The organism is Sorangium sp. So ce119 (assembly GCF_051524405.1).
Taxonomy (GTDB): domain Bacteria; phylum Myxococcota_A; class Polyangia; order Polyangiales; family Polyangiaceae; genus Sorangium; species Sorangium cellulosum_G.
In genome coordinates this window covers 1,121,564-1,143,309 of the sequence record NZ_CP150311.1, presented here as the reverse complement: position 1 = coordinate 1,143,309, position 21,746 = coordinate 1,121,564, and the positions used below count along the sequence as shown (strand labels likewise).

19 protein-coding genes are annotated in these 21,746 nt (G+C 67.5%); 7 read left to right on the top strand and 12 right to left on the bottom strand.

The features are described from left to right. Window positions 1-691: hypothetical protein (locus WME76_RS48615; RefSeq protein ID WP_437963020.1), on the bottom strand; the 691-nt coding region annotated here is incomplete at its 3' end. A gap of 692 nt (window positions 692-1,383) precedes the next feature. On the opposite strand from WME76_RS48615, the gene WME76_RS48610 reads away from it, so the two are divergent. After that, window positions 1,384-1,695, top strand: coding sequence for a hypothetical protein (locus tag WME76_RS48610; protein WP_437960387.1), 312 nt, complete (start codon window positions 1,384-1,386; stop codon window positions 1,693-1,695). Window positions 1,696-2,064: 369 nt separating this feature from the next. Here WME76_RS48610 and tnpC (WME76_RS48605) read toward each other — a convergent pair whose 3' ends face one another. The 10 genes from tnpC (WME76_RS48605) to WME76_RS48560 form a co-directional block, all read right to left on the bottom strand. After that, complete coding sequence (gene tnpC, locus WME76_RS48605; protein WP_437954795.1) at window positions 2,065-3,669, bottom strand: IS66 family transposase; 1,605 nt, start codon at window positions 3,667-3,669, stop codon at window positions 2,065-2,067. 120 nt (window positions 3,670-3,789) lie between these two features. Further along, on the bottom strand, window positions 3,790-4,161 hold the full coding sequence (gene tnpB, locus WME76_RS48600) for an IS66 family insertion sequence element accessory protein TnpB (protein ID WP_437954794.1): 372 nt from the start codon (window positions 4,159-4,161) through the stop codon (window positions 3,790-3,792). Then, the gene (gene tnpA / locus WME76_RS48595) at window positions 4,158-4,499 is read right to left on the bottom strand and encodes an IS66 family insertion sequence element accessory protein TnpA (protein ID WP_437954793.1); all 342 of its coding nucleotides are present in this window, start codon (window positions 4,497-4,499) and stop codon (window positions 4,158-4,160) included. Before tnpA ends, tnpB begins: the two co-directional genes overlap by 4 nt. Window positions 4,500-5,092: 593 nt before the next feature. After that, window positions 5,093-6,025 carry an AlbA family DNA-binding domain-containing protein gene (locus WME76_RS48590; RefSeq protein ID WP_437960386.1) on the bottom strand — a complete coding sequence of 311 codons (933 nt, stop codon included), beginning with the start codon at window positions 6,023-6,025 and terminating at the stop codon, window positions 5,093-5,095. Between the two features lie 398 nt (window positions 6,026-6,423). Then, window positions 6,424-6,765, bottom strand: coding sequence for a hypothetical protein (locus WME76_RS48585; protein WP_437960385.1), 342 nt, complete (start codon window positions 6,763-6,765; stop codon window positions 6,424-6,426). Window positions 6,766-6,937: 172 nt separating this feature from the next. Continuing rightward, window positions 6,938-8,074, bottom strand: coding sequence for a DUF4238 domain-containing protein (locus WME76_RS48580; RefSeq protein WP_437960384.1), 1,137 nt, complete (start codon window positions 8,072-8,074; stop codon window positions 6,938-6,940). A gap of 317 nt (window positions 8,075-8,391) precedes the next feature. Continuing rightward, window positions 8,392-9,414, bottom strand: coding sequence for a hypothetical protein (locus WME76_RS48575; RefSeq protein ID WP_437960383.1), 1,023 nt, complete (start codon window positions 9,412-9,414; stop codon window positions 8,392-8,394). A 336-nt stretch (window positions 9,415-9,750) separates the two neighbouring features. Continuing rightward, the gene (locus tag WME76_RS48570; protein WP_437960382.1) at window positions 9,751-10,266 is read right to left on the bottom strand and encodes a hypothetical protein; all 516 of its coding nucleotides are present in this window, start codon (window positions 10,264-10,266) and stop codon (window positions 9,751-9,753) included. A 709-nt stretch (window positions 10,267-10,975) separates the two neighbouring features. After that, a complete protein-coding gene (gene tnpC, locus WME76_RS48565) occupies window positions 10,976-13,018 on the bottom strand; it encodes an IS66 family transposase (RefSeq protein ID WP_437954404.1) in 2,043 nt (680 codons plus the stop codon). 271 nt (window positions 13,019-13,289) lie between these two features. Then, on the bottom strand, window positions 13,290-13,430 hold the full coding sequence (locus WME76_RS48560; protein ID WP_437963019.1) for a hypothetical protein: 141 nt from the start codon (window positions 13,428-13,430) through the stop codon (window positions 13,290-13,292). Between the two features lie 571 nt (window positions 13,431-14,001). Between WME76_RS48560 and WME76_RS48555 the strand changes: the two genes are divergently transcribed. The 6 genes from WME76_RS48555 to WME76_RS48530 all read left to right on the top strand — a co-directional run bounded on the left by WME76_RS48555 (window position 14,002) and on the right by WME76_RS48530 (window position 20,476). Beyond that, window positions 14,002-14,841 carry a hypothetical protein gene (locus tag WME76_RS48555; protein WP_437963018.1) on the top strand — a complete coding sequence of 280 codons (840 nt, stop codon included), beginning with the start codon at window positions 14,002-14,004 and terminating at the stop codon, window positions 14,839-14,841. A gap of 322 nt (window positions 14,842-15,163) precedes the next feature. Further along, window positions 15,164-16,201, top strand: a complete 1,038-nt coding sequence (locus tag WME76_RS48550) for an aldo/keto reductase (RefSeq protein WP_437963017.1) — start codon at window positions 15,164-15,166, stop codon at window positions 16,199-16,201. A gap of 74 nt (window positions 16,202-16,275) precedes the next feature. Then, entirely contained in the window at window positions 16,276-16,683 is a 408-nt protein-coding gene (locus tag WME76_RS48545; RefSeq protein ID WP_433937712.1) for a bifunctional diaminohydroxyphosphoribosylaminopyrimidine deaminase/5-amino-6-(5-phosphoribosylamino)uracil reductase RibD, read from the top strand. A gap of 359 nt (window positions 16,684-17,042) precedes the next feature. Then, window positions 17,043-18,347 (top strand): aminotransferase class V-fold PLP-dependent enzyme, encoded by a 1,305-nt coding sequence (locus WME76_RS48540; protein WP_437963016.1) that lies wholly within the window; start codon window positions 17,043-17,045, stop codon window positions 18,345-18,347. A gap of 487 nt (window positions 18,348-18,834) precedes the next feature. Then, window positions 18,835-19,944: a tetratricopeptide repeat protein gene (locus WME76_RS48535; protein ID WP_437963015.1), complete on the top strand. Its 1,110-nt coding sequence runs from the start codon at window positions 18,835-18,837 to the stop codon at window positions 19,942-19,944. 1 nt (window position 19,945) lies between these two features. Beyond that, entirely contained in the window at window positions 19,946-20,476 is a 531-nt protein-coding gene (locus WME76_RS48530; RefSeq protein WP_437963014.1) for a hypothetical protein, read from the top strand. A 312-nt stretch (window positions 20,477-20,788) separates the two neighbouring features. Here WME76_RS48530 and WME76_RS48525 read toward each other — a convergent pair whose 3' ends face one another. After that, window positions 20,789-21,715, bottom strand: coding sequence for a hypothetical protein (locus WME76_RS48525; RefSeq protein WP_437963013.1), 927 nt, complete (start codon window positions 21,713-21,715; stop codon window positions 20,789-20,791). Between the last annotated feature and the right edge of the window lie 31 nt (window positions 21,716-21,746).

Genomic DNA, 21,746 nt, shown 5'->3' with positions numbered 1-21,746 from the left:
GGTTCACCTCCGGGAGCCCGGGCAACATTCCCCCTTGGCGAGCGATCAGGAGGCCGTTCGGCGGATCGAGCGCGATCGGCTCGTCGAACCGGATCGCTATCCAACGCGAGATATCTGGGATCGGGTACGGTGCAACGATCAGGGCGCCACGAGCAGCAAGCTCGTCGACCCTCGCGCGCGCCGAGTGTGTATCCCGCGCCGGCTCGACGGTGAGCCCAACTTTTATGAATTCATGAAACGAGAACGGTAGGCGTTCGTGCTGAGCCTCCGTCACGATTAGGAGCGTCGGAAAGACCGCGGCTTCACCGAGAACATATTCTCTGATGGCCTTGAACATGCTCTCCGCGCGCGCTCCCTCTTGGGGACCTCGCGTCGCATCCACCACGAGGCGGATCGGACGCTCGGCGAGGAGCATCTCGGCCAGGCCTGTTAGTCGATCCCGAGCAGCAGCCGGAGCGCCGAGCACCTCGAACGTCGTGTCCCTTCGTTTCCGGTCGCCTAGGAAAAATTTCACTCCGTCGACCCGACCTCGGAGGCACGAGCTCAGGCGCGACTCTGCCGTATCGATGCTCCAGCTGTCATCTCCGGGGTGATTTTTCTTCCAGGCCTCGAGCCACGCTATGGCAAACTCCTTCTGCATCATGCCTTCACGGAAGTATCGCCTGAGCTCGTCGCCGATCGTTCCTGCCACTGCTGTTCCTCCTGCGGCCACCCTCGCCGTGGCGATCGCCCGCCCACGATACGGCTTCGACAGCAAAGGGCACTAGGGTCTCCTTGCATGTAAGTGGAGGGCGCGGCCGCCGGTGGCGGCGCGGCGGTCACTCGATCGCGAGCAACCGCGTGCAACCGGCCGACGCTGCAGCCTCCCGCCGGTCCGACCGAGAAGCACGCCTCTGTAGTCCAATGTGGACAAGTTCAATGTATGTCCTCATGGCTTCGTCATGGATCCGTCGCGATCCGTCACATGCGCCGAGGTTAGGGGGCATGAACGCGGATGGCCCCGCTCGAGGGGCATGGCCCCAACCCGGGCCAACCTCCGCCTTCGGGGAATTCTCGCCGACGAAGGCGTCGTCATGGGCTGCGGTGGTTACCGAGCTTGCAGCAGCCTGAGCCGCGCCGTCGCGTTCGGGAACGAACTGGTGGCCAGGGTCGCTCGTGCACTAACCGGGCAGTTCCTCGGCTTGCCGCCGGTACCGGTAGGGTGAGCCACGTCCCGGTCGATAATCGGGCCGAATGCCCGCCCTGGTCGCCCAGTGAGCCCGGCAGCACCTCGACGCCCGCCGACCCGGCCGACCGCGCGCGGGCGGGGTGAGCAAGCGGCGGAGGGGAGCCAAGCGCCCGCCCGCCGCGCCGACAACACCGCCGACCGAGGTGAAGCCTGAGGTGATCCTCGCCGAGAGCAAGCTGCTGCGCGCGGTGCTGGCGAACTGCGGCGTGCCCGTGCGCGACCGCGACGACGTGCTCCAGGAGTGCCTCATCGGCGCCGTCGTGGCCGTCCGTGAGGGCCGCTACCGGCCTGAACCGAGGCTACACCCGAGGCGCGTCCTCCAGCGCTGGCTGATCGGCATCGCCGTCCACCTGGCAAGGAAGTACCACGAGAAGGCCTACCGTCGCCGGGAGCACGCCGTCCCTCGGCAGCTGGCTTACGCGCGGCGCGAGGGGTACAATCTGAAGCAGCTGTACTGGTGGCGCTGAAAGCGTATCCGTCCTGTAGACCCCATCCTCGCGAGGTGCGTGCCGTCGCCGTAGATTCGCGACGCGATGCGAGAGCAAGAGCGGCCTGCGGCGAAGGGTGGTTGGGCGCAGCAGCGAGCGGGTAAAGCGGCGGTCGATGCCGATCTCCCCGCCCGCGTGCAGGTCGCCCGCAGGCGCACGGCAGCGAAGCCGCGTGCCGCCGATGCCACTGCCGACCCCGAGTCGTCGACGAGGCGCCGGAGGCCACGCGTCGGCCGAGCGAGCGCCGAAGAGGCGGCACCAGCGCAGCAACGCCGGCGAGCGGCGAGTCCGGCGGCCGGCAAGGGGGCGCCGGTGCCTGCGGCAGCGGACGGCGAGGCCGGGGAGCGATCAGCTGGCGGCCGCGGCCGGCGCCCGAGGCCACGGACTGGCCGCGAGCTGCTGCCGAGCGTCAGTGTTCTCGAGGGTCTGCTTCCAGGACTTGGGAGCGAGCTCGATGAGCCGCTCGGGAGGCCAGGTTCGCAGCAGGATCAACACGTCGCGCAGGTAGGCCCAGGGCTCGATGCCGTTCAGCCCACAGGAGGCAATGAGCGACACGATAGTGGCGTTCCACTCGGCGCCGTCCTTGCTGCCCACGAAGAGCCAGTTCTTCCTGCCGACGGCTTCGCGGCGGAGCTCAAGCTCGCTCCGATTGTTGTCCAGGCGGAGCCGACCATCCTCAAGGAAGCGAGTGAGCGCGGTCCACTGATTGAGCGCGTAGCCGATGGCCCCGGCGATGGGGCTTTTCGGCAGGACGAGCACGTCCTCTGTCTCAAGCCAGGCGCGGAAGGCCACGAGCACGGGCTCGGCATCCGTCCGGCGCTTCTCGGTCCGGCGGCTCGGAGGCAGCTCCTTGGTCGCCTTGTCGATCGCGTAGAGCTTGCGAATGAAGCCGATGGCGACTGTCGCGCGCTCCCGGTCGGAGGTCATCGCTTCGAAGAACTTCCGCCGGCTATGGGCCCAGCAACCGACCTCGGTCACCTGCTCGGTGCGGAAGAGCTGCTCGTAGACGTTGGAGGCGTCGGCCTGGACATAGCCCTTGTAGCCCCGAAGGAACTCCTTGGGGCCATCCTGGTTGTGATGGGGCGTGAACCGGAACAGGACGTGATCTCGGTCCGCCACCAGGACCCAGAAGTGGCCCCGCCGGCACCTTTCCTTTGCTTGCACCAGCACGCCGGTGGCATCGATGGCGATGCAGTGCGCGTTCAGGGCGTCCTTGGCCATCGCCCCGACGAGGATCGCGAGCTTGTCGGCGCACGATTCGACCCAACCGCACAGCGTCGAGCGCGAGAGGTGAAGGCCCCAGCGCTCGAACATCTTCTCCTGCCGGTGAAGCGGCAAGTGATCCGCGTACTTGCTCACCAGCACGTGCGCGAGCAAACCCGGACCGGCGAGACAGCGCGGGATGGGGCTGTCGGGGACGTCGGCGATCGTGATGCCTTGCTCGGGCTCACCTTTGACCGCGAACTTCGGCCTCACGATCTGCAGCCGCACGAAGCTCGCGGGCCGCCACTCCAGCGTCTCCGACACCTCCTCGCCGACGCGGACGAGCGCGGTCGCGCGCTCATCCTGCGCCTCCGGCGGCAACAGCTCGATCCGCTCGACAGGCAGATGCTCGGGCAGGCGTTGCCGCCCGTGCGGGCGGGCCTGGCGCCCCTTGTCCCCGCCGCCGGAAGAGCCGTTCGGCGTGGCGTCATCGCGGCCTTCCGGCGAGCCGGTCGCGCCCGCGTCCGGCTGCGCACCGGCGCCCGCGAGCATCTGTACGATCGCGTCGAACGCGAGCTGCATCTGCCCGGGGTCGACGTGCTCGGCCTTCTGGCCGAAGATGTGCCGGCGAAGCCGCTCCAGCTCGATGCTGGCGAGCTCGTAGAGCTTGCGGTACTCGTCCCGCTCGTGGGCAGCGCGCGCGAGTTTGTCCTTGAGCTCGCGAATCTGCTCTTCGACCGGCTTGCTCACGGGGCGGTAAGTACTCGTGAGCTCCTGCTTTTTGAAGGGGCTTGTTGAGGAAAGTTACAGCGTCTCGCGGGAATGCAACCATGGGTGCTGCCCGCGAGAATGCAGTGCTATCAGGTAGGATCAGGGGGCTGGAGGGGGTGCAGCCTCAGCGAGGCGGACCTCTCGCCGCAGCTTCGAGGGCGCAAGCGCGATGCCCTCCAGGATCTTCGCGAGCTCGGCGGCGTCGATGATGACGCTCGTGCCACCCGGTGTGATTGCGCGCGGGACTCGAAACGTTCCGCGCTCTAGCCTTTTGTAGAGAAGACAGTACCCGCTGCGGTCCCACCACAGGGCCTTGCAGCGGTCAGCTGCCCTGTTGAAAAAGAGAAACAGCGCTCCGGAGAGCGGGTCCTCCCGTAGCACTTCCCGCACGACAGCAGCGAGGCCATCGAACGACCGGCGCAGGTCGAGCGGCTCGGTGGCAACGTAGATCGAGACGCGGCCCGGGATCATCGCATACCCCCGAGCGCTCGAACAACGCGCGCCAATGTCTCCTCGTCGAACGTCGGTGGTACGCGCACGACCGCGCCGTCTGGGAAGACGATCTCCAGCGCCGCGCCCGAAGGGCAGGCCGCAGCGCCCGACGGGGCGACCACCACCGGGAGCAACGTGGGCAGCGTCGCCTTCTCCGAGCGCTGCCGGTAGTCGCTCCGCTTCATGCCCAGTCGGCGGCTCCACGAGTACAGCGTGCCGGCGTTGACCCCCTCCTGCTCCGCGAACACGCGGGCGGAGTGCCCGCTCTTGTGCCAGCGCGCCACGCGGTCGCGCCAGGTGCGTGTGCTCTCGTCCATCGATACCTCCGGCGCCGGTTTCTAAGCGGCGCAGAGGCTCGAAGACAGGATGGGGTCCGCAGAACGCGTACCTGAAAGCTACGCGCCGACGGTCCCGCGCAGCCCTCGCCGCCGCCGTCGATGGATCCGCCGCGCTTCCATGACCGCCCAGCCAACGCCATCGTGATCGTCCGTCGGGCCGGCTACCTGTTCCCAGCGCGAAGGCGGAAGCGATGGCGACGAGAGCGCCCCGTCGGCCTGGTGCCCGCGGTGGAGCTCCGACTATGCGAGGCCGCCCCCTGCGAGGCCAATGCTCTGCGAGACCATCCGAGCCTCTTTCCGCGTCAGGACGGCGTCCGGGCACCGTGCTCCCGGCGAGCGGCTCCTGACCATTCCGCTGTGGCTGTACATGGGTCCCAGGATGCGCCTGCCGCAGGCACGGGGCACGCCTGCCGCGAGGCGAGGCATCACGCCTCCCCGGTCTCGACCGCCCGCCATCATGACCCGGCCCGCCAGGTCGCGGCGAACAGTCCGGGACCGCCGTAGGCGAGCTCATGTGGAAGTCTTCATCTCGAACCGTCCTGTGGACCGCTTCTTGACCCGTTAGTCTCCATTTACTCCTCTGGCAGGCACACATGCGGTCGAATAGTAGACACGGGACTCTCAAACTCGATAGGCGGAGCGTTCTCGCAAAAAATAAGGCCCTTGATAGTCGTGTAGCCTCCGATGGAATCGTCGTTTCCGCAGATATCCACCACGTGTTTTTCGTATTGTGGATAGAAAGATCGATTTTGATCCATATAGAATCCCAGCGAAGTCGATCCGTCCATAGAACGGGCATCGTCGCGGTACCAGCCGACCGCTTGATTTTCGGCGCTGAGCCGAACCCTGTCGGAGTGTCTCCAGATCTCGATGCGAATGTACGGTGATCGAGCTGCACCGCTGCCCCGGTTTACCAGCCAGATACCGAGATGCGTTAGCCGAGTTTGTGATATTTGGACTGCGAGTCTAGGGGACGGAGGGCGGCCAAATAGCGCAGCCAATACCGTATATGGCATGGGCGTCGCTCCCAACTCAGTGCGCATATAGAAGTCGGGGGCGCGTTTTGATCTTGATCGATGAGGCCCTGCAGAACCTGGCGGCACGTAGATCATCACAACACCAGAGCCGTTGCTGTCGGGATCTTTTATGGGATCGACGCGCACGTTCATGATCTTGGGATCGCAGATGTCGTCTAGCCTATCACGAACCAGTTTTGCGAATCGTTCAACGGAATCGATCGCGCATATCTGATCGGCCCGGTCGCCATCGCTTGTTCTCAATGTCTGAATTCCGAATATAACAATTCCGCCATCCGTGTTTGCGAATGCGGACATTGACTTTGCTAGGTTCTTGTGATCATCTTCTCCTAGCGAAGGGCCTCGGCCGTTGTCTTGCGAGCGTTTGAAGTCGAGATGTATACCTTCTGGTGTTTTCTCGGCTATCATGCTCTGAATTGCCGACCATCGCTCCTGCTCGATCCACTGCAGTAGACGCAATGCAGACATGTCCTACCTCAGCTGTTTTTACGTTGTAACTATCGTACTATTTAACCCCACGGCTACTCTACTCTAGGAGGCCAGCGGAGATACCGTTCCGTGTCAAGAGGAGGCCGTCTTTGGTCCCCCCGGCAGGGGGCGCCCGGCCGGCCGTGCTCCCGGCGAGCGGCCCCGGGTCGTTCCATTGTGGGTGTACGTGAGTGCCGCCGCTCCCGCCTGCCGCGAGGCATCACGCCTCCCCGACCTCGACTCCCGCCACCATGATCCGGACCGCCAGGTCGCGGCGAACAGGCCGCAGCTGTCATCGGCGAGCTCCAGCACGAGACCGGGGGCGATGGACAGGGCGAAGGTCTCGTCCTCCTCCGCGAGAACAGCGTCTGCGATGGCGTCGAGCTCGTCAGGGTCGATCATGCCGGTACGCGTTCGGTGACCCGCATGCTGTCGTCGAGCCTCTGCGCTGCGTAGAAACCCGCGCCGGAGGTGTCGATGGACGAGAGCACACGTATCTGGCGCGACCGGGTGGCGCGCTGGCACAAGAGCGGGCACTCCCGTTGGCGAGGCGGCGCCTGTCCAACCTCGGTCGCGGCGCGCCGCTTGCGGGACTCGGGCTCGGCGGTCGATGCGCTCGGCTTGCCGGGGCGCCGCCTTCGCACGCCCGCCTCACTGGCCGCGCGCTGATCGGCCGCCGCTGCGGGATTCCTCAGCCCGGTCTCGCCGCCCTTGCCGGCGTCCTGCCGTCGCTCTCGCATCGCACGGCAAGCCTATGTCCCTGGCCTGCTCGGCGTCAGGATGCGCTCTGCCGAACGGATACTTGGGGGCGAGCGCGGGCGGCCGGGAAGTTCGCCGGCGCGTGACGCGGTGGCAGAGAACGCGCCCAAGCGACGCGCCGGAAAGAGAAAGGCCCTGGGTAGGGGTCACAAGTTAGCCGTCACTCTGCTCTCCGGCTTCCGCCGCTGGCATGCCCATCATCTTATCAACCTCGGAGTCGACCTCTTCTTGTGAGACGTCGTACAAGTGCACCAGGATTTCTCGTCCGACGACGGCCAGACCGGGTTCGAATTCGGGCAGGTTGGTCGGGAAGTACATCGGGGGGCACCAGCCACGCTGAAGCACCTCGAAGTCGAGGTTGTGAAAACTTGCGGTCCGCGGGTCGTCGGCTTCCAGCATGCTGACAAGACGGTGCCAGGTGAACTCGTGCACCCTTGCGCGTGTGGAGTCAAGGAAACCAAGCTCCACAGGTTCCCATAGATCAGAAGCCCGTTCTTCGAAGCGCTTGGCGACCGTATCCGGTGGGAGTGTCGACAGATAACTAGAAACTGTCGCTTCGTCGGATCCGTAAATAAAACGAGCGGCACTCGAGGCGAGTACCTGACCGAGCTGAATGTGTGAATATGGACTGAGGGCAGTTCGCTTGATCAGCGGGATCCACTCAGAGCCGTCATACCGCAAGATCGCACGCGTCTGACAGGGATGGATCCTGAGCACGTGCCGAGGGCCGAGCGGAATGGCAATGCCCAAGGAACCATCCCTATCACCGGAGGCGACGAATCCTATGTCACTGAGGATTAGATCTCCCGGACCATCCGCCGCAAAAACGTGCCATTCGGCGGCGAGCACCGAGGCGAGAATGCGTTGCAACTCAAGCAGTCGCCCGTAATTAATGTTGTCGTTAGAGCGCTGCTCCTCGGGCCAGTCTCGAAGCCTAGATGAAAACCGATGCTTAAAATCGACTCCTCGCACGAGCATGGCCGCAGCAAACGGCACGAGAATGCGCGTCCAGGCACGAGCCGTTATCGTACCGGAAACAAGAGCCGAGATTGCTTCGGCGAGCCCACCCTCGTAGGGCGCCCAAGTAGCATCTACAAAATCACGATAGGCCGTCTCAGACTCTATAGTATAGAGGTTCTTTTCGGCAGCAAGCCGTGACGCCGGGGCACGGAAAGTAGTCATGTGCTGCTTGTCCCCCACTACGAGCATACGGTCCCGCCTCGGAATCGTTGCCTCGTCCGCAGAGAAGCACGCCAAGTACGTGGCCGGAAGATAGTGATGGAGAGACATTATCAAACCTCCAGTACTGGTACAGCACGCCTAAAATCTAAATGTGTTACCAACGCGAGGTGACCGAGAGACTCGAAGCGACTCAGAGCTGAAGACGGTGGTCCCGAGTGAAATCTGTTGAAATATTGGTATTGATATGACTGCTCGAGATGCGCGTGCACGTCAATCGCGCCAGCGTTCGAGAAGAGGTTGTGGCGAAGAGGAGCCGACTCTGCGGGGCCTTGTTGAAGTTACTCAGGAGGTGTGACATGAGGCGGCATTTGAACGTAAAATGGTGCTGCGGCGGGGCACACCTCGCCGTCAGCACCAATTTTTGGTTAGGCGCCTCCTCGCATGGTAACACTAGGAACTCCAAGTACTGCCGTCCACATGGTTTCCTCTAGAGAACGCTCGAAACGTCGAATCGTCATGGCTCTCCGGTCGACATAATCAATGTTGACATCCCGTAGACCGGTGACAAATTCATGCATTTCGCGAGTGCTGCGCTTCGTATCGGACGAGAGTTCGTCGCTCCAGACGATGGTGATCCATAGGCTCAGCTTCTGGCGCTCCTCGTCTGTGTACTCGGCCAACTTCTTGCTAAAATCCTGAGAAACCCTGTCGATGGTGATTGATATACTTGGACTGGCAGAGGTTCGCAGGTCCGCGTATTCCTCTCTCCGCAGCGTCAGCCCGAGAAGCGACATCGCAACGTCAAGGCAGTGCTCAACCGTTAGGTCCAGGGAGAACGGGATTTGAAGTCGGACAGGTGTGCGGTTGTTTGCCAGGTCCAGTACGTAGCCCTTATCCTTAATAAGTCGTTCGTATTCCTTGACCTTGTGCTCAAAGTACCGAGCCTTGCGAAACGCATCGATGGTCTGTTCCTCGGTGAAAAAGAGTCGATAATCCAATCTGCTCTGTACCTTGGAAAGGTGCTGGTCGCACAGCTCGGACCAGTAATCTGGACCGAGAAACAGGATCGAGCGCTTACCAACACCGAGTTCCTCGGCAACCTTGAGGATCTCCTCGACACCCCTCCCGGTGTATTCGGCGTTAGTCGCCAACCGGTATTGGAGCCACTCAAATGTGTTCCAGTGCTCGACGGCTGTGCGAAGCGATTCGACTGTAGGAGCTGCGGGAATGGTACCGAGCGCACCGCGCTCGTCTGACTTGCATTGATAAGCCTCGGCCGCGCTCTTGTGGAGTATGTCGATACCACGATCTGGAGGCATCAGGTGAAGGTAGTCGCCGTCCGGATCGGAAGCTCGGAGAAGGTCAAGGCAGAGCAGTTCCCAGGCATCTCCGAAGGACGTTGCGGGCGGCTGAACTTTGAGGAACTGAGTATTGAATATGTACTTCATTGACGTGCTCGGTGTCTTACAGGTCTGCTCTGGGCGCGCCTAACGATCAGTCGGTTGGTCAACCGAAGCCGCCGGACCAGGTCTGTCTACACCGTTGCCTTCTGTAGTTTTGCGCACCAAAAAATCTCACGGATCGGCTCTGCGCCGCAAGGCCCAAACGCTGTCCAACACCATGGGGTAGATCGGTGCCCAGCTACGCGGCACCGAACCCGAACGCCATCGGTTCCCACGTCGGGTCGCGTGCGGGTGCTGCCGTTCGCTGGACGGCATCCTCAACTCCGGGAAGGTGATAACGCCGCTCCAATGAGCGAAAGCTCGCGGCGCTCCCCTCATGGCTCACCCGACCGCGACGCGCAGCACCTCGGACCGGAGGTGAAGAAACGACGCATGGACGTAGCGGACGAACGGCGCACGGAGCCCAAAGAAGACCGCCAGATCGACCTCGGCCGCGGCGCGGAACATCCCCTGATCCAGCACGGGAGCCTCGGTGCGGAGCGCCCCGCTCGCGAGGCTCCGGGAGGCGGGGGACGCCGACTCGGGGTGGATGGCGACCACCAGCGTGGCAGCCCACGGGGCGGCGTCGATCCGCTCGCCGAGAGCCCTCGGGTACCGGTAGCTGAGCTCGAGCACGCCGCCCTGCAGCGCGGCCTCGATGCCGGGCGCCGCCGCCACGGCCAGCGCCGGAGGGGCGGCCTTTGCCCCCGCGGGCGCGCCCTTCGCTTCCCCAAGCGCCTCCCTCGCCCCCGCAGGCGCGCCCCCCGCCCCGGGCGCGCCGCCGCACCCGCCGAGCACCACGAGGCCAGCCCCCACGGTGACCTGCGCGATGAACGCGCGCCGCCCCACAATCGCCATGCGACGGCCCCTGGAGCCTGCGCCTGCGCGCCTGCCCCACCAGCATCCGCGCCGGCGTGATGCGGCCCAGCGCCGCGGCGCTCTCCTCCGCCGTCGGGCGCACGGGGTGCCCCGGCGGGAGCTCGGCGACCATGCTCTGCCACAGCGCGAGCGCCCGGTGCTGGTAGATCTGCGCCAGGCTCGATCGCGGCGTAGCCGCTCCGCAGAGCGCGTTCTGAAGCGTGCTTGTGGAGGGCGGCCACGTGCGTAGAGTCGCGATGCGATGACGAAGCGACGGAGCGGGGACGCAGGCGCCGAAGTCCCGAGCCTGACGACGGCGGTGCTGAAGCTGTCGGCGCCGCATGTCGCGTGGCAGGGCCGCGAGGACGCCCCCGCCCGCGCGAAGGGGCGCCCGCGTCGCGCGGCCTCGCAGCAGGAGCGCGCGGGAGTTGCCGAGGCCGCCGGCGTGCGGCGCCGCAAGACCGCCGCCCAGCCGTTCGCGGAGGAGGTGGGCGAACGGCCGCCGACCGGAGGCGCGGACAAGCCGCGCCGAAGCGAAGCGACCCGAAGGCGCCCCGCCAAGACGAACTCGACGGTGGCGGGGCGAAGCGACGACAGCACCGGCTCGACGAGCCGACGCACCTCGGCGCGGAGAGGACGCGCGCCCCACTCGGCCGCTCCGGACGCGACGAGCGCTGTGGGCGCGACGGAAGCGGGCAACGCCGCACGATCAGCGGTCGCGGAAGGCGAGCCGCGAGCCGGTGATCCGAGCCAGGTCCAGGTACTTGAGCCGCCCCTCGGCGATGAGGCGTTGTCGCGTCGCGACCCAGTTCTTGGGACTCAGGTCGAGGATGCGACGGAGCGGGTAGCTCGGAGCCACGGTCAGGATCTCCTGCAAGTACAGCTCGGGGTCGAGCCCGTGCATCTGGCAGGTCGCGATGAGCGACGTGATGGCACACGCCCGGACAGCATGCTCGTCGCTGCCGTGGAACAGCCAGTTGCGCCGTCCCTTGACGACGCGGCGCAGAGCCCTCTCGCTGGCATTGTTGTGGATGGGGATCTCCCCGTTGGAGAGGAACTCGCAGAGCGCCTCCCTCTGGTTGTGCAAATAGACCAGCCCCTCGCGCAACGGCGAATGCTCCGGGACGACCTGCCGCTGCGCCTCGGCCCAGGCGAAGAGCTTCTCGATCAGCGGTGCGGACTCGCGCTGCCGGATCGCGAGGCGCTCGTCCGGGCTGCACAGGGCGCATTCCTCCTCGACGCGGAAGAGCGCCTGGAGGGTCTGGAGCGCGAACGCCGCCTCCTTGCCCGCCCCGGCCTTGAACGCCTTGAAGAAGCGCCTCCGTGCATGGCTCCAGCAGCCGGCCTCGCGGGCCTTGCCCGGCCCGAACAGCACGTTGTGGTTGGCCGAAGCATCGGCGACGAGCGTCCCCTGGTAGCCGCCGAAGAGCTTCGCGACGGTGAGGCCGTCGTACGTCGGTGTATAGCGGAACAGCACGCCATCGCCTGGCGCGACCAGGACGAAGACATGCCCATAGCGGTGCTTCTCCTTGGCCCGGATGGCGGTGCCCGTCGCGTCCATGGCGAACCACGACCTCGAAAGCGCGTCGCTCCACATGGCATCGGCAATGCGCATCGCGATGCCGCCGCAATCGTACTGCCAGCGTGTCATGTTGCTGCGGCCGATGCGAAAGCCGTGGCGATCCGACTCCACCTCTTGCCGGTAGTAGGGCATGTGGTAGTCGAGCTTGTGGACGAACAGGTGGGCCAAGAGGCTCGGATCGGCAAGGCACCTGTCGATCGGGCGCTCCGGCAGCGAGGCGATCTTCACCGGTCCGCCGCTGTCCTCCTCAGCGTCCGATTCGGGCGTGTAGCGTACGAGGACGCCGTCGACGAAGGGGCTTTGCTTGAAGCCCGTGTCCGTGGGGATCCCCAGGAACTCGTGCTCCCGCAGGACGAGGGGCTCGTCGAGCTCGCGCGTGAAGGCCGACCCTACGGCTGGCAAAGAAGCAGGCTCCTGGCCCGCTGCGCGGCTCGCCGCCGGTACCTCCGCCTTGGCCACGTACTTGGGTCGACGCCAGACGATCTCCACGGGGCCGCCGCGCCGGTGGCCGATAACCGAGCTGTCTTCGACGCCCACACGCTCGAAGCGCTCGATGCCCTGGAGCAGCACCTCCGGCGGCAGCGTCTCGATGATCACCCTCGGGATGACACCGATGCGACGGCGCCCGTGCTCGTGGCGCTTAACTCGCTTGCCACCTCCGGGATCGGAGCCGGAGGAGGACTCTGCCGTCCCCCCACGCTCCGGCGGCCTCGCGGGGTCCGGCGGCGGGCTGCTGCCCTCGCTCGGGTCCGCTTCGGGCGAGGTGCCGAGGCTCTCGGCCTGCGACGCGGGAGCCGGACAGGCGCCTGGCTCACCGGCCAGCGAAAGCCGCAGCTGGTCAGGCGAGATCTGCTCGGAGACGTGGCGCCGGAACCCGATCTCCAACGTCCGAATCGTCTCCTGCAGCTGTCGATTGTACGCCTTGAGCGACTCGACGGAGCGAGCGAGCTCTTGGGCCTGCTGCTCCGCCGTCGAGAGCTCGGTCAGCCTCGCCTCGAGCTCCTGCACCCGCCGGAGCAGCGCGTCGACCGCCGACGCGGGGTCGGCGGGGCTCCCCTGTCCTTGTCCCCTGGCCTGGAGATAGCCGAGCACGAGCGCCGCGCCGTCAAGGCGCTCTGTCTCCGCCGACTGCGGCAGCTCGGTCCCACCGGGTCGTGTCGTCGAGGTCAAAGCGCGCCATGGATGCCCGCTCCGCTTGCTCCTGGCAAGTACCTTACGTAGACACTTTCCGCTGTTTTTTGATGAGAATATTTTGTCGAAAGTGGGAACGCGGAACAAGCGTGATGCGCCCTCGGCGCTGCGCTGTCGCGAGGTCTTCGGGATGATGCAACTCGCGCCCTGCTCCACCTCGGCATCGGGCTGAGCCGGCCGCCATCGGGCCGCGCTGGCGCCCGTAGCGCGGTGTCCGGCAGCGCGGTGGACGAGCGCCGGCGCAGACACCTCAGTGCACCACGCGGCGGCGGCTTGCCAGCTCTTCCACGGGTAGACCGGCGAGCAGCTGCGCGAAGTCCTGTGCTGACAGCTCTATACACTTGCCGTCGGCCTCGGTGAACGAGGGCAGAGACCTGCATCCGTGTCCCATCGGCAAATGCGACGTTGAGCCGCAAAGGCGGCGCCTCTCGGCGCTCCGGGCGCACCACGACGGGTAGGAACGAAACATGCTGAGCCGCCTTGATGGTCGCTGGCAACGCCCCCTCATCTGCGCGCTCACCGCCAGCCACCCATCGGTCGGCCGTCATCTTGTGGACACCGAGCTCCGTGGCGATCTCGGTCGGCGTCGCCCCCGCCCGGGAACGCTCCCTGGCGTACGCCTCGGCTCGCTCTCGCAGCTCGCCCGGGTACTTCCCACGGCTCTTCTGCTCTCGATACCTCGACAGCTCCGCACGCAGCTGCACCAGCTCCCTGCTTCCTGGCATCGCTCGCTCCTCTTCGCTCGACGAGGGCACGGCCCTCATCGGACGCCGCGTAGCGTGCAACCGAAGCTGGCCAGGGAAAAGACGCGGTCTGCGGAGCGGCTACCGTGAAGCGAATCTGCTCGCGGACAGCCCCGCGATCACGGAGCCATAGGCGGGAGCGGCCGGAGACCCGGTTGCCTACTCGCGAGGGGCCGCGCAGCGGCGACGGCCTCTCGTTCATCATGAAGGAGACTGCCCATGCGGTCGGTTCCCGCACGCCGTAAGCGTGCATCCCTGGTGAGCGCGGCCCTGCTCGTCGCCGCTGTCGCGGCGTACACGAGGCTCGCTCCGCATAGCAACGAGACCGCCGGCGTCGATCGCGGTCGATCTAGCAGAGCGCATGTTGCAATCGGGTCTGCGGGCGCCCCCGTGCAAAGGCTAGCGTCTCGAGGGACGAGCATCGGGCTCGCGAAGCCGGTGGCCGAGGGGGAGGCTGCAAAGCCCCAGAAATCGGAAGAGTGGCCCGAGCTGGCGCCGCTCTCGGCAGAGGAGCAAAGAGAGTACGCCGTCATCACGGAGCAAATCGCCCGATTCTACGACTGGGGCGAGATCGATCAGGAGGAGCTACCTCGCTTCCAGCAAGCCCTCATCGCCATGCGGGACCGTGGCCTGGCGCACATCGCGCGCAGCTTGATTCGTGCCTCCCAGGACACGGTCAAGGACCCGGGCGACGCGAAAGAGACGATCGAGAAAATCGATGTGCTGCGCTACTTCGCCGAGAATGGAAGCGCCTTGGCGATGGATGCAACCTGGAAACTCGTCGAGCGCGGCTTCCGTACCGACGGTAATGGTACACCGCTCGATCGCGTCGAGGCGCAGGTCGCGCTCGAGGCCTTCGAGGTCCTCGCCAGATCCGAGCCCGAGGCGGCGCGCTTCCACCTGCGCGATCTGCCAAGTGATCAGGTCGTCGCGTTCTCGTACCACTACCTGATCGGACGGCGGATCGCGCATGAGCCGCAAGACGAGACGATCGGCTATCTCGCGTCGACGTTTGGTGACGCCATGGTCAGCTACATGAAGCAGATGGGGTTGAACTAGCAGGAATGCGCGGACCGGGCGTCCCCCTCACTCGAGCTCCACCTCGACGAGCCGGAGCGAGCCGGAGCTCCCCCGCGAGCATCCCCGTCTCCCGGAAGTACGTCACGTACTCCACCCGTCCTCCCTCCCGCGCGAGCTCCGCGTGGCCCAGCGCCGCATACGGCCACGCCTCCGAGGTCGACGGGGCGGCCCAACGCGGAGCCACCTGGCCCGGACGAGGCCACGTGGCCCTCGGGTGTGTCCGTTATGAGAGATGTTGCGTCCGTTATGGTAGACGAGCGCGCCGCGCCGTGGTACCTGGCGATCAACGGACGGAACAGCGATGCACTACCGACAACTGGGTGACAGCGAGCTCCGGGTCTCGGAGCTCTGCCTTGGGACGATGACGTTCGGCGAGCAGAACACGCTCGAGGACGCCAGAGCGCAGCTCGATCGCGCGTTCGAGGCCGGGATCAACTTCGTCGACGCGGCCGAGATGTATCCCGTGCCGACCCGCGCCGAGACGCAGGGCCGCACGGAGAGCTACATCGGCGAGTGGCTGAGCCAGCGGCCGCGCGACAAGGTCGTCCTCGCGACAAAGATCGCGGGGCCCGGCCGGCCCATTCCGTGGGTCCGCGACGGCTCCCTCGCGGTCAACCGCGCGAACGTCCGGCGCGCGGTCGAGGACAGCCTGCGGCGCCTCAGGACCGACTACATCGATCTCTACCAGATCCACTGGCCCGATCGGTACGTCCCGCAGTTCGGCGCGACCGTCTACGATCCGGCGAACGAGCGGTCGAGCACGCCGATCCCCGAGCAGCTCGCGGCGTTCGCGGAGGTGATCCGCGACGGCAAGGTCCGGTATATCGGGCTCAGCAACGAGACGGCCTGGGGGGTGACGCAGTTCAGCCGCGTGGCGGAGCACCTCGGGCTGCCGAAGCCGGTGTCGATCCAGAACGCCTACAGCCTGATCAACCGCACGTTCGACTCGGCCCTCGCGGAGGCGTCGCGCCGCGAGGACGTGCCGCTCCTGGCCTACAGCCCGCTCGCCTTCGGGCTGCTCACGGGCAAGTACCTGGGCGGACCCCCGCCGGGCTCGCGGCTCGCCCTGTTCGAGACGTTCGGGCAGCGCTACCGGAAGCCCAACGTGGACGAGGCGGTGCAGGCGTACGTCAAGCTGGCGCGCGCGCACGGGCTGACCCCGGCGTCGCTCGCGCTCGCCTTCGTGCGGAGCCGCTGGTTCGTGGCGAGCACGATCATCGGGGCGACGACGCTCGATCAGCTCGAGGAGAACCTGAAGAGCGCGAGCGTGGTGCTCGGCAAGGACGTGCTCGCCGAGATCGACCAGATCCACGCCCGGTACCCGAGCCCGGCGCCGTGAGCGCGCTGGCCGCGGAGCCGCTGCCCCCGCGGGGCGCGCGGCGCTCGTTCGCCGAGGCCGAGAAGCGGCGCTTCATGGCGCGGGCGCTGGAGGTGTCGCGCGGGGCGCTCCCGCGCTGCCGACCCAACCCGCCGGTGGGCTGCGTCGTGGTGCGCGGCGCGAGCATCGTCGCGGAGGGGTTCACGCAGGCGCCCGGCTGCCACCACGCCGAGGCGATGGCGCTGGCGAGCCTCCCCGGCGATCTCTCCGACTGCGCGGCGTTCGTGACGCTGGAGCCCTGCTCGTTCTTCGGCCGCACGCCGTCGTGCGCGCGGGCCCTGATCCAGCGGCGCATCGGCGCGGTGTTCGTGGCCGTGATCGACAGCGATCCCAGGAACCTCGGCCGCGGGGTCGCGATGCTGCGCGCCGCCGGCATCCCCGTCGAGGTCGGGACGCTCGCCGACGAGGCGGAGGCGTTCCTCGGCAGGTACCTGATCCGCTGACGCCACGGCGGCGCGCTGCGGCGGCCGGAGGAGCCCGTCCTGCGCTCCGGCGAACGGCCCCCCTCGCGGGGCGCGCCGCGCGCGGCGCAGATAAAGCCGTGGTGATCCGGGATTATCCTGCGCGCGCCGCGCGACGGGATTGCGCCGACACAGCGGACCGGCTGCGATCTGCCCACCATCGCGAAAATACCTTTGTTTTCGAATACTTATGCTCGTTGTCGGCCGCCGTGCATACTCCGCGGGCTGCGCGGGGCGTGGGAGGGGGAGGCTCCCCTGCTCGCGGAGGCGCGGCGCGCGCCAGGCGGGCCATCCTGCGGTTCCGGAGGGGCTGCGCCCGGCAGGAAGGGAAGAGACGCAGAATGATGAAGCTACCCAGGCGGAGCTTGCTGGAAGGCCTGCTGGCGCTCGGCGCCGCGGGGTGCGCGGCCTCGGGGACGGCGACCGCCGCGAGCGGTCGGCCGCAGGCGCGCCCGCCGACCGACGCGTGGCAGCGCGTGCGGGACGAGTTCGAGGTGTCGCCGGCGTGGATCCACATGACGAGCTTCCTGCTCGCCTCGCACCCGCGGCCCGTCCGCGAGGCGATCGAGGCGCTGCGGAGGGAGCTCGACGACAACCCGGCGCGCGCGCTCGACGCGCACGAGGACGCGGCGCCGGTGCGCGAGGCGGCCGCGGCGTACATGGGCGCGAGGGCCGAGGAGATCGCGCTCACGGGCAGCACCACGATGGGGCTCGCCTCGCTGTACCTCGGGCTGCCGCTCCGGGCGGGCGACGAGGTGCTCACGACGGTGCACGATCACTACGCCACGCACGAGTCGCTCCGGTTCGCGGCGGAGCGGACGGGCGCCACGGTGCGGAAGATCGCGCTGTACGAGCGGGGCAGCGCCGCCACGGCGACGGAGATGGCGGGGGCGATCGAGGCGGCGATCACGCCGGCCACGCGGGTCGTGGCGATCACGTGGGTGCACTCGGGCTCGGGGGTGAGGACGCCGGTGCGCGCCATCGCCGAGGTCGTCGCCCGGGCGAACCAGGGGCGGGCGCCGGGGGATCGCGTCGTCTGCTGCGTGGACGGCGTGCACGGCTTCGGGGTCGAGGACGTCACGATGGCCGACCTCGGCTGCGACTTCTTCTCGGCCGGCTGTCACAAATGGATCTTCGGGCCGCGGGGCACGGGCGTGCTCTGGGGCAGGGCCGAGCTCTGGCCGATGCTGCGCCCGAGCATTCCGCACTTCGGCCAGGAGGGATACGGGGCCTGGCTCCGGGGGCAGCCGGCGCCGCCCACCACGGCGAACATGATGTCTCCCGGAGGATTCCACGCCTTCGAGCACCGCTGGGCGCTGCCCGCGGCGTTCGCGTTCCACCGGCGCATCGGCAAGGCCAGGGTCGCGGCCCGGATCCACGCGCTGAACCGGCAGTGCAAGGAGGGGCTCCAGGCGATGAGGCACGTCACGCTGCACACGCCGATCGACGACGCGATCTCCGCGGGGCTCGTGTGCTTCGAGGTCGCGGGGATGTCGACGGCGGCCGTCGTGGGGAGGCTCCGCGAGCGGAAGATCATCGCGTCGACGGCGCCGTACGCGACGCGCCATGCCCGCGTGGCGCCGAGCCTGCTCAACTCGGAGGCGGACGTCGAGGCGGTGCTGCGCGAGGTCCGGGCGCTCGCGTGAGGGGTCGTGGCGTTGGAGGAGCCTCCTCTTGAGGCCTCCCTGTCGGCCATCGGGGGCATGAGGGGCGCCGGGGCCGACTCGGTCGGTCGCGCGCGATCGCCGTCCTCGGCGTGCTCGCGGGGGTCTACATGGTCGACGACGTGCTCGGCATCGAGCTGCTCGACGAGCCGCAAGGCCGCCCTGGAGGCGCTGATCCGTACCTGTCACGAGGGCGGCGACCGAGACGCGAAGAGCGCGCCATCTTGCCGCGCCGCATGGGCAGATGTAACAGAACCACTCCTCCTCTCCCTCGGCTCCCCATCGAGCCCCGTCGTCGAGACACCCCGCAATGTTCTCCTTGAGCTCGCTCTGGAACCGCGTTCTCGCTGCTCTCGGCCTTCACAGGAGCACCGGAGACGTCGCGTTCGAGGAGGACCGCGTCGTCTTGCGAGATCTCCATCGTGCGACGGAGTTTCCGCAGGAGCCAGCAGAGCCAGGCCGCAGGGAGATGGCGGCATGCGAGCGGTGCGGCGGGCCGCTCCGCCAGGTCGTGTTCACGACCGCGGGAGGTGGTGCTCAGGTCGAGATCTGGCGAAAGTACCCGCTGGCTGTCGACGGGTGGATGTGCCGGGGGTGCGGGTGGTCGGCGATGCCGCGGTTCATCAGCGCCGAGGAGTCGGTGCAGTACGGGCGGGAGGCGACCGCGCACGCGTCGGCGGGGCAGTTCGACGACGCGGAGTTCTGGCTCCGGCGGATCATCGGCTCATGGCCGGGCTACGCGCCTGGCTATGCCGATCTGGGTCTGCTCTCGTTTGCGCGCGCCGAGGCCGCCGTCGATCCGGAAGGGAAGGAACGCCATCGATCCGAGGCCGAAGCCTGGTTTCGGCGCGCTGTACATGCCGACCCCGAGCGCCGCATCCCAGGGGTGCGCGTTCCTCTGGCGCGGACCCTTGCCCTCAACGGCAAGGAGCGCGACGCGTTCGAGGTGCTGGACGGGCTCCTCGGCGACCCGGCGCTTCCCGCGCCGGTCCGCACCGACGCGGAGACGCTCGCGACCGATCTCCGCGAAGGAAGGGCGCTCTTCTCCCGGGCTGCCGAGATGAGCGGAGATCTCGTGCTCGAACCACCGTCGAGACCCCTGGCAGCGGCGCAGCGAGGCGCCCTGAAGCAGGCCCGGGCGCTGCTCCGACAGGCTGCAGAGCGAAAGGGCACGTTTGCGACCCTCTGGCTCCTCGGGAAGGTCGAGATGCGGTCGGGCGACATGGAGGCTGCGCTGGCCGCCCTTCAGCGCGCGCACGCGATCGATCCCGAGCAGGCGGACGGATGCCGCGAGCTCGGCGCCGCCTACCTGGAGCTCGATCGTGCGCACGACGCCCTGCCGATCGCCCGACGCGCGGTCGAGCTTCGGCCCGGTGATGCGGGGCTGCACTGCAACCTGGCCCTGATCCTCCTGCTGACGGGAGACGTCGAGGGCGCGCTCGCCGAGGCGACCTCTGCGCTCTCCCTCGATCCAAGCGACGCCATCACGCGTGGCCTGCTGAAGCTGATCGAGGACGTCGTCGCTGGTCGCCGCCAGCGACCGCGCTCCCTCGCAGAGGCAGAAGGCCGAGCGCGGTGACATGGCTGATCTGGCGAATTCCAGAGCGCTGGACGGAGCAGAAGCCGTGGACCTGCGTAGAACTCGAGCCGAAGCGTTCCTCCTCGCGCTCGACGTGGGGGCTGCCTCCGTCGACGAGGTCGTCAACTGGGCGCTGAAGGTGATCCAGGAGGTGGATCATCCGCACTGGTCCTTCTGCGAGCTCGCCTTGTGTTCCATGAAGTACCCGCGAGACCTTGCAGAATACCTGCGAGCGGTGCCTGGCGTACCCGATGTGAAGCTCGCCCGCCTGCGGGTGCTGGAGATGTTGAGCGACGTTCTGGCCGAACATCCAGAGCGAGCTGAGCAGATCGCCCGCTCGCTGTATCATCTCGCGATCTCGGGAGACCTTGACGATCCGGCGGTTGGTGAGGTTGCCTGGTGGGCGTGGGATGCCCTCGACCTCGCTGCCCAGGGAGCGATCGAGCAGACGCGCGACGACGTGGTGAGCCAGATGCGCTCCGCGCTTGCGGAGGCGATCTCGGCGGGAGCGACACAGCGAGCGCCTGGCTAACACGGCATGACAGCCGTACCGAGGCGGGTCGAGCGGCAGCCTGGCTCGCGGAGCAGCTGCAATCGCTCCCGTGCGAGTTCGGTCCAGAGCGCCTCTGGCTATCGATCCCGGCCTTCCGCGCGGCCACGCAGCAGCGGTGGTTCGAGTACGAAGTCCTGGAGCCGCGTGAGCAGGTCGGGGGCGCGGCCCCGTCGGTCCCGTAGGCCGCATTCCGGTCGAGACCGAGCCACCTACGGGTGGAGCGCGGCCTGCACAGGTCGCCTCCTGCGCAGCCCATCGTCCGCGCGCGGCGGGCGCCCGGGCGACAACCCATCAGAACTCGCCCGAGACCGTGAGGCCCGCGGCGCCCTCGGGGCCCGACGGCGCGAGGCTCAGGCCTGCCCGGCGCAGGTCCTGCAGATAGGACTGCGCCGGGTGGTCGACGTCCAGCATGGCGAACGACCACACGCAGGTGAGCAAGCCGGTCGTCACGCTCACCAGGCGCTGTGACCCGGGCAGCTCGCTGTCGAGCGCGGGCAAGGCAGCGGCGACCCCGCCGAGCGCGACCGGGAGGTGGATGGCCCAGCTCGGGATCGCCGGCGCGGTGCCCAGCAGATCCCGCTCTATGCCGGCGATCTGCGCGCCTGAAAGCCGCGCGCGCCACGCGGGCGTCGCCACCAGCGCGTGGTCGGCGCGGAGCCGGGAGACCGGCGTGTAGTCGGACAGCGCCAGGTTCAGACCGGAGAGCGCGCCGGAGAGGTAATATCCCGCCGAGAAGGCGACAGGCGTCATCCTCGGGAGCATGTCGCTGTCGAGGAGCGCGAACCCGAGCCAGAGGCTCCCTTGCGAGAGCAGCCCGGCCGTCGCCAGGGTGCCCCGCCGGTAGGTCTCCGGCACAGCGAACCCGACGAGGCCCCCGGCGAGCATCGTCGCGGACCCGGAGGCCCAGGCGATGCGCAGCGGCGTATCGATCTCTCCGGCCAGGCTCACCGCCGCGAGGCTCGCCGCGCCGAGACCGCCGAAGAGGATCGGCAGCCCTTTGCCGGCGGAATGGAGCCTCGTGGCGTCGTGGAAGTGCGTTGCCAGGAGCGCGGCGCGCTCGCGCCGCTGGGCCACGTCCTCCGGACGCTCGCGCTCCTCCCACGTCGGGGCGATCGCCCCCTGCGCGGCGGCGCGCCCCGGCGGCGACAGGCACGCCGCCGCCGCTCCCATCATGACTGCCCACCGCGCGCAGCGCATGAACCATGACGACCAGACCATGAGAAGCCTCTCTGTTGAATCATCTCGCGTC

Coding starts and splice junctions, on each gene's coding strand:
- tnpB (WP_437954794.1), bottom strand. CDS start 4,161: ATGATCCCGGGCCGCGTCTCGATCTACGTTGCCACCGAGCCGCTCGAC.
- tnpA (WP_437954793.1), bottom strand. CDS start 4,499: ATGGACGAGAGCACACGCACCTGGCGCGACCGCGTGGCGCGCTGGCAC.
- WME76_RS48590 (WP_437960386.1), bottom strand. CDS start 6,025: ATGTCTGCATTGCGTCTACTGCAGTGGATCGAGCAGGAGCGATGGTCG.
- WME76_RS48585 (WP_437960385.1), bottom strand. CDS start 6,765: ATGCGAGAGCGACGGCAGGACGCCGGCAAGGGCGGCGAGACCGGGCTG.
- WME76_RS48580 (WP_437960384.1), bottom strand. CDS start 8,074: ATGTCTCTCCATCACTATCTTCCGGCCACGTACTTGGCGTGCTTCTCT.
- WME76_RS48575 (WP_437960383.1), bottom strand. CDS start 9,414: ATGAAGTACATATTCAATACTCAGTTCCTCAAAGTTCAGCCGCCCGCA.
- WME76_RS48570 (WP_437960382.1), bottom strand. CDS start 10,266: ATGGCGATTGTGGGGCGGCGCGCGTTCATCGCGCAGGTCACCGTGGGG.
- WME76_RS48560 (WP_437963019.1), bottom strand. CDS start 13,430: ATGGGACACGGATGCAGGTCTCTGCCCTCGTTCACCGAGGCCGACGGC.
- WME76_RS48555 (WP_437963018.1), top strand. CDS start 14,002: ATGCGGTCGGTTCCCGCACGCCGTAAGCGTGCATCCCTGGTGAGCGCG.
- WME76_RS48550 (WP_437963017.1), top strand. CDS start 15,164: ATGCACTACCGACAACTGGGTGACAGCGAGCTCCGGGTCTCGGAGCTC.
- WME76_RS48545 (WP_433937712.1), top strand. CDS start 16,276: ATGGCGCGGGCGCTGGAGGTGTCGCGCGGGGCGCTCCCGCGCTGCCGA.
- WME76_RS48540 (WP_437963016.1), top strand. CDS start 17,043: ATGATGAAGCTACCCAGGCGGAGCTTGCTGGAAGGCCTGCTGGCGCTC.
- WME76_RS48535 (WP_437963015.1), top strand. CDS start 18,835: ATGGCGGCATGCGAGCGGTGCGGCGGGCCGCTCCGCCAGGTCGTGTTC.
- WME76_RS48530 (WP_437963014.1), top strand. CDS start 19,946: ATGGCTGATCTGGCGAATTCCAGAGCGCTGGACGGAGCAGAAGCCGTG.
- WME76_RS48525 (WP_437963013.1), bottom strand. CDS start 21,715: ATGGTCTGGTCGTCATGGTTCATGCGCTGCGCGCGGTGGGCAGTCATG.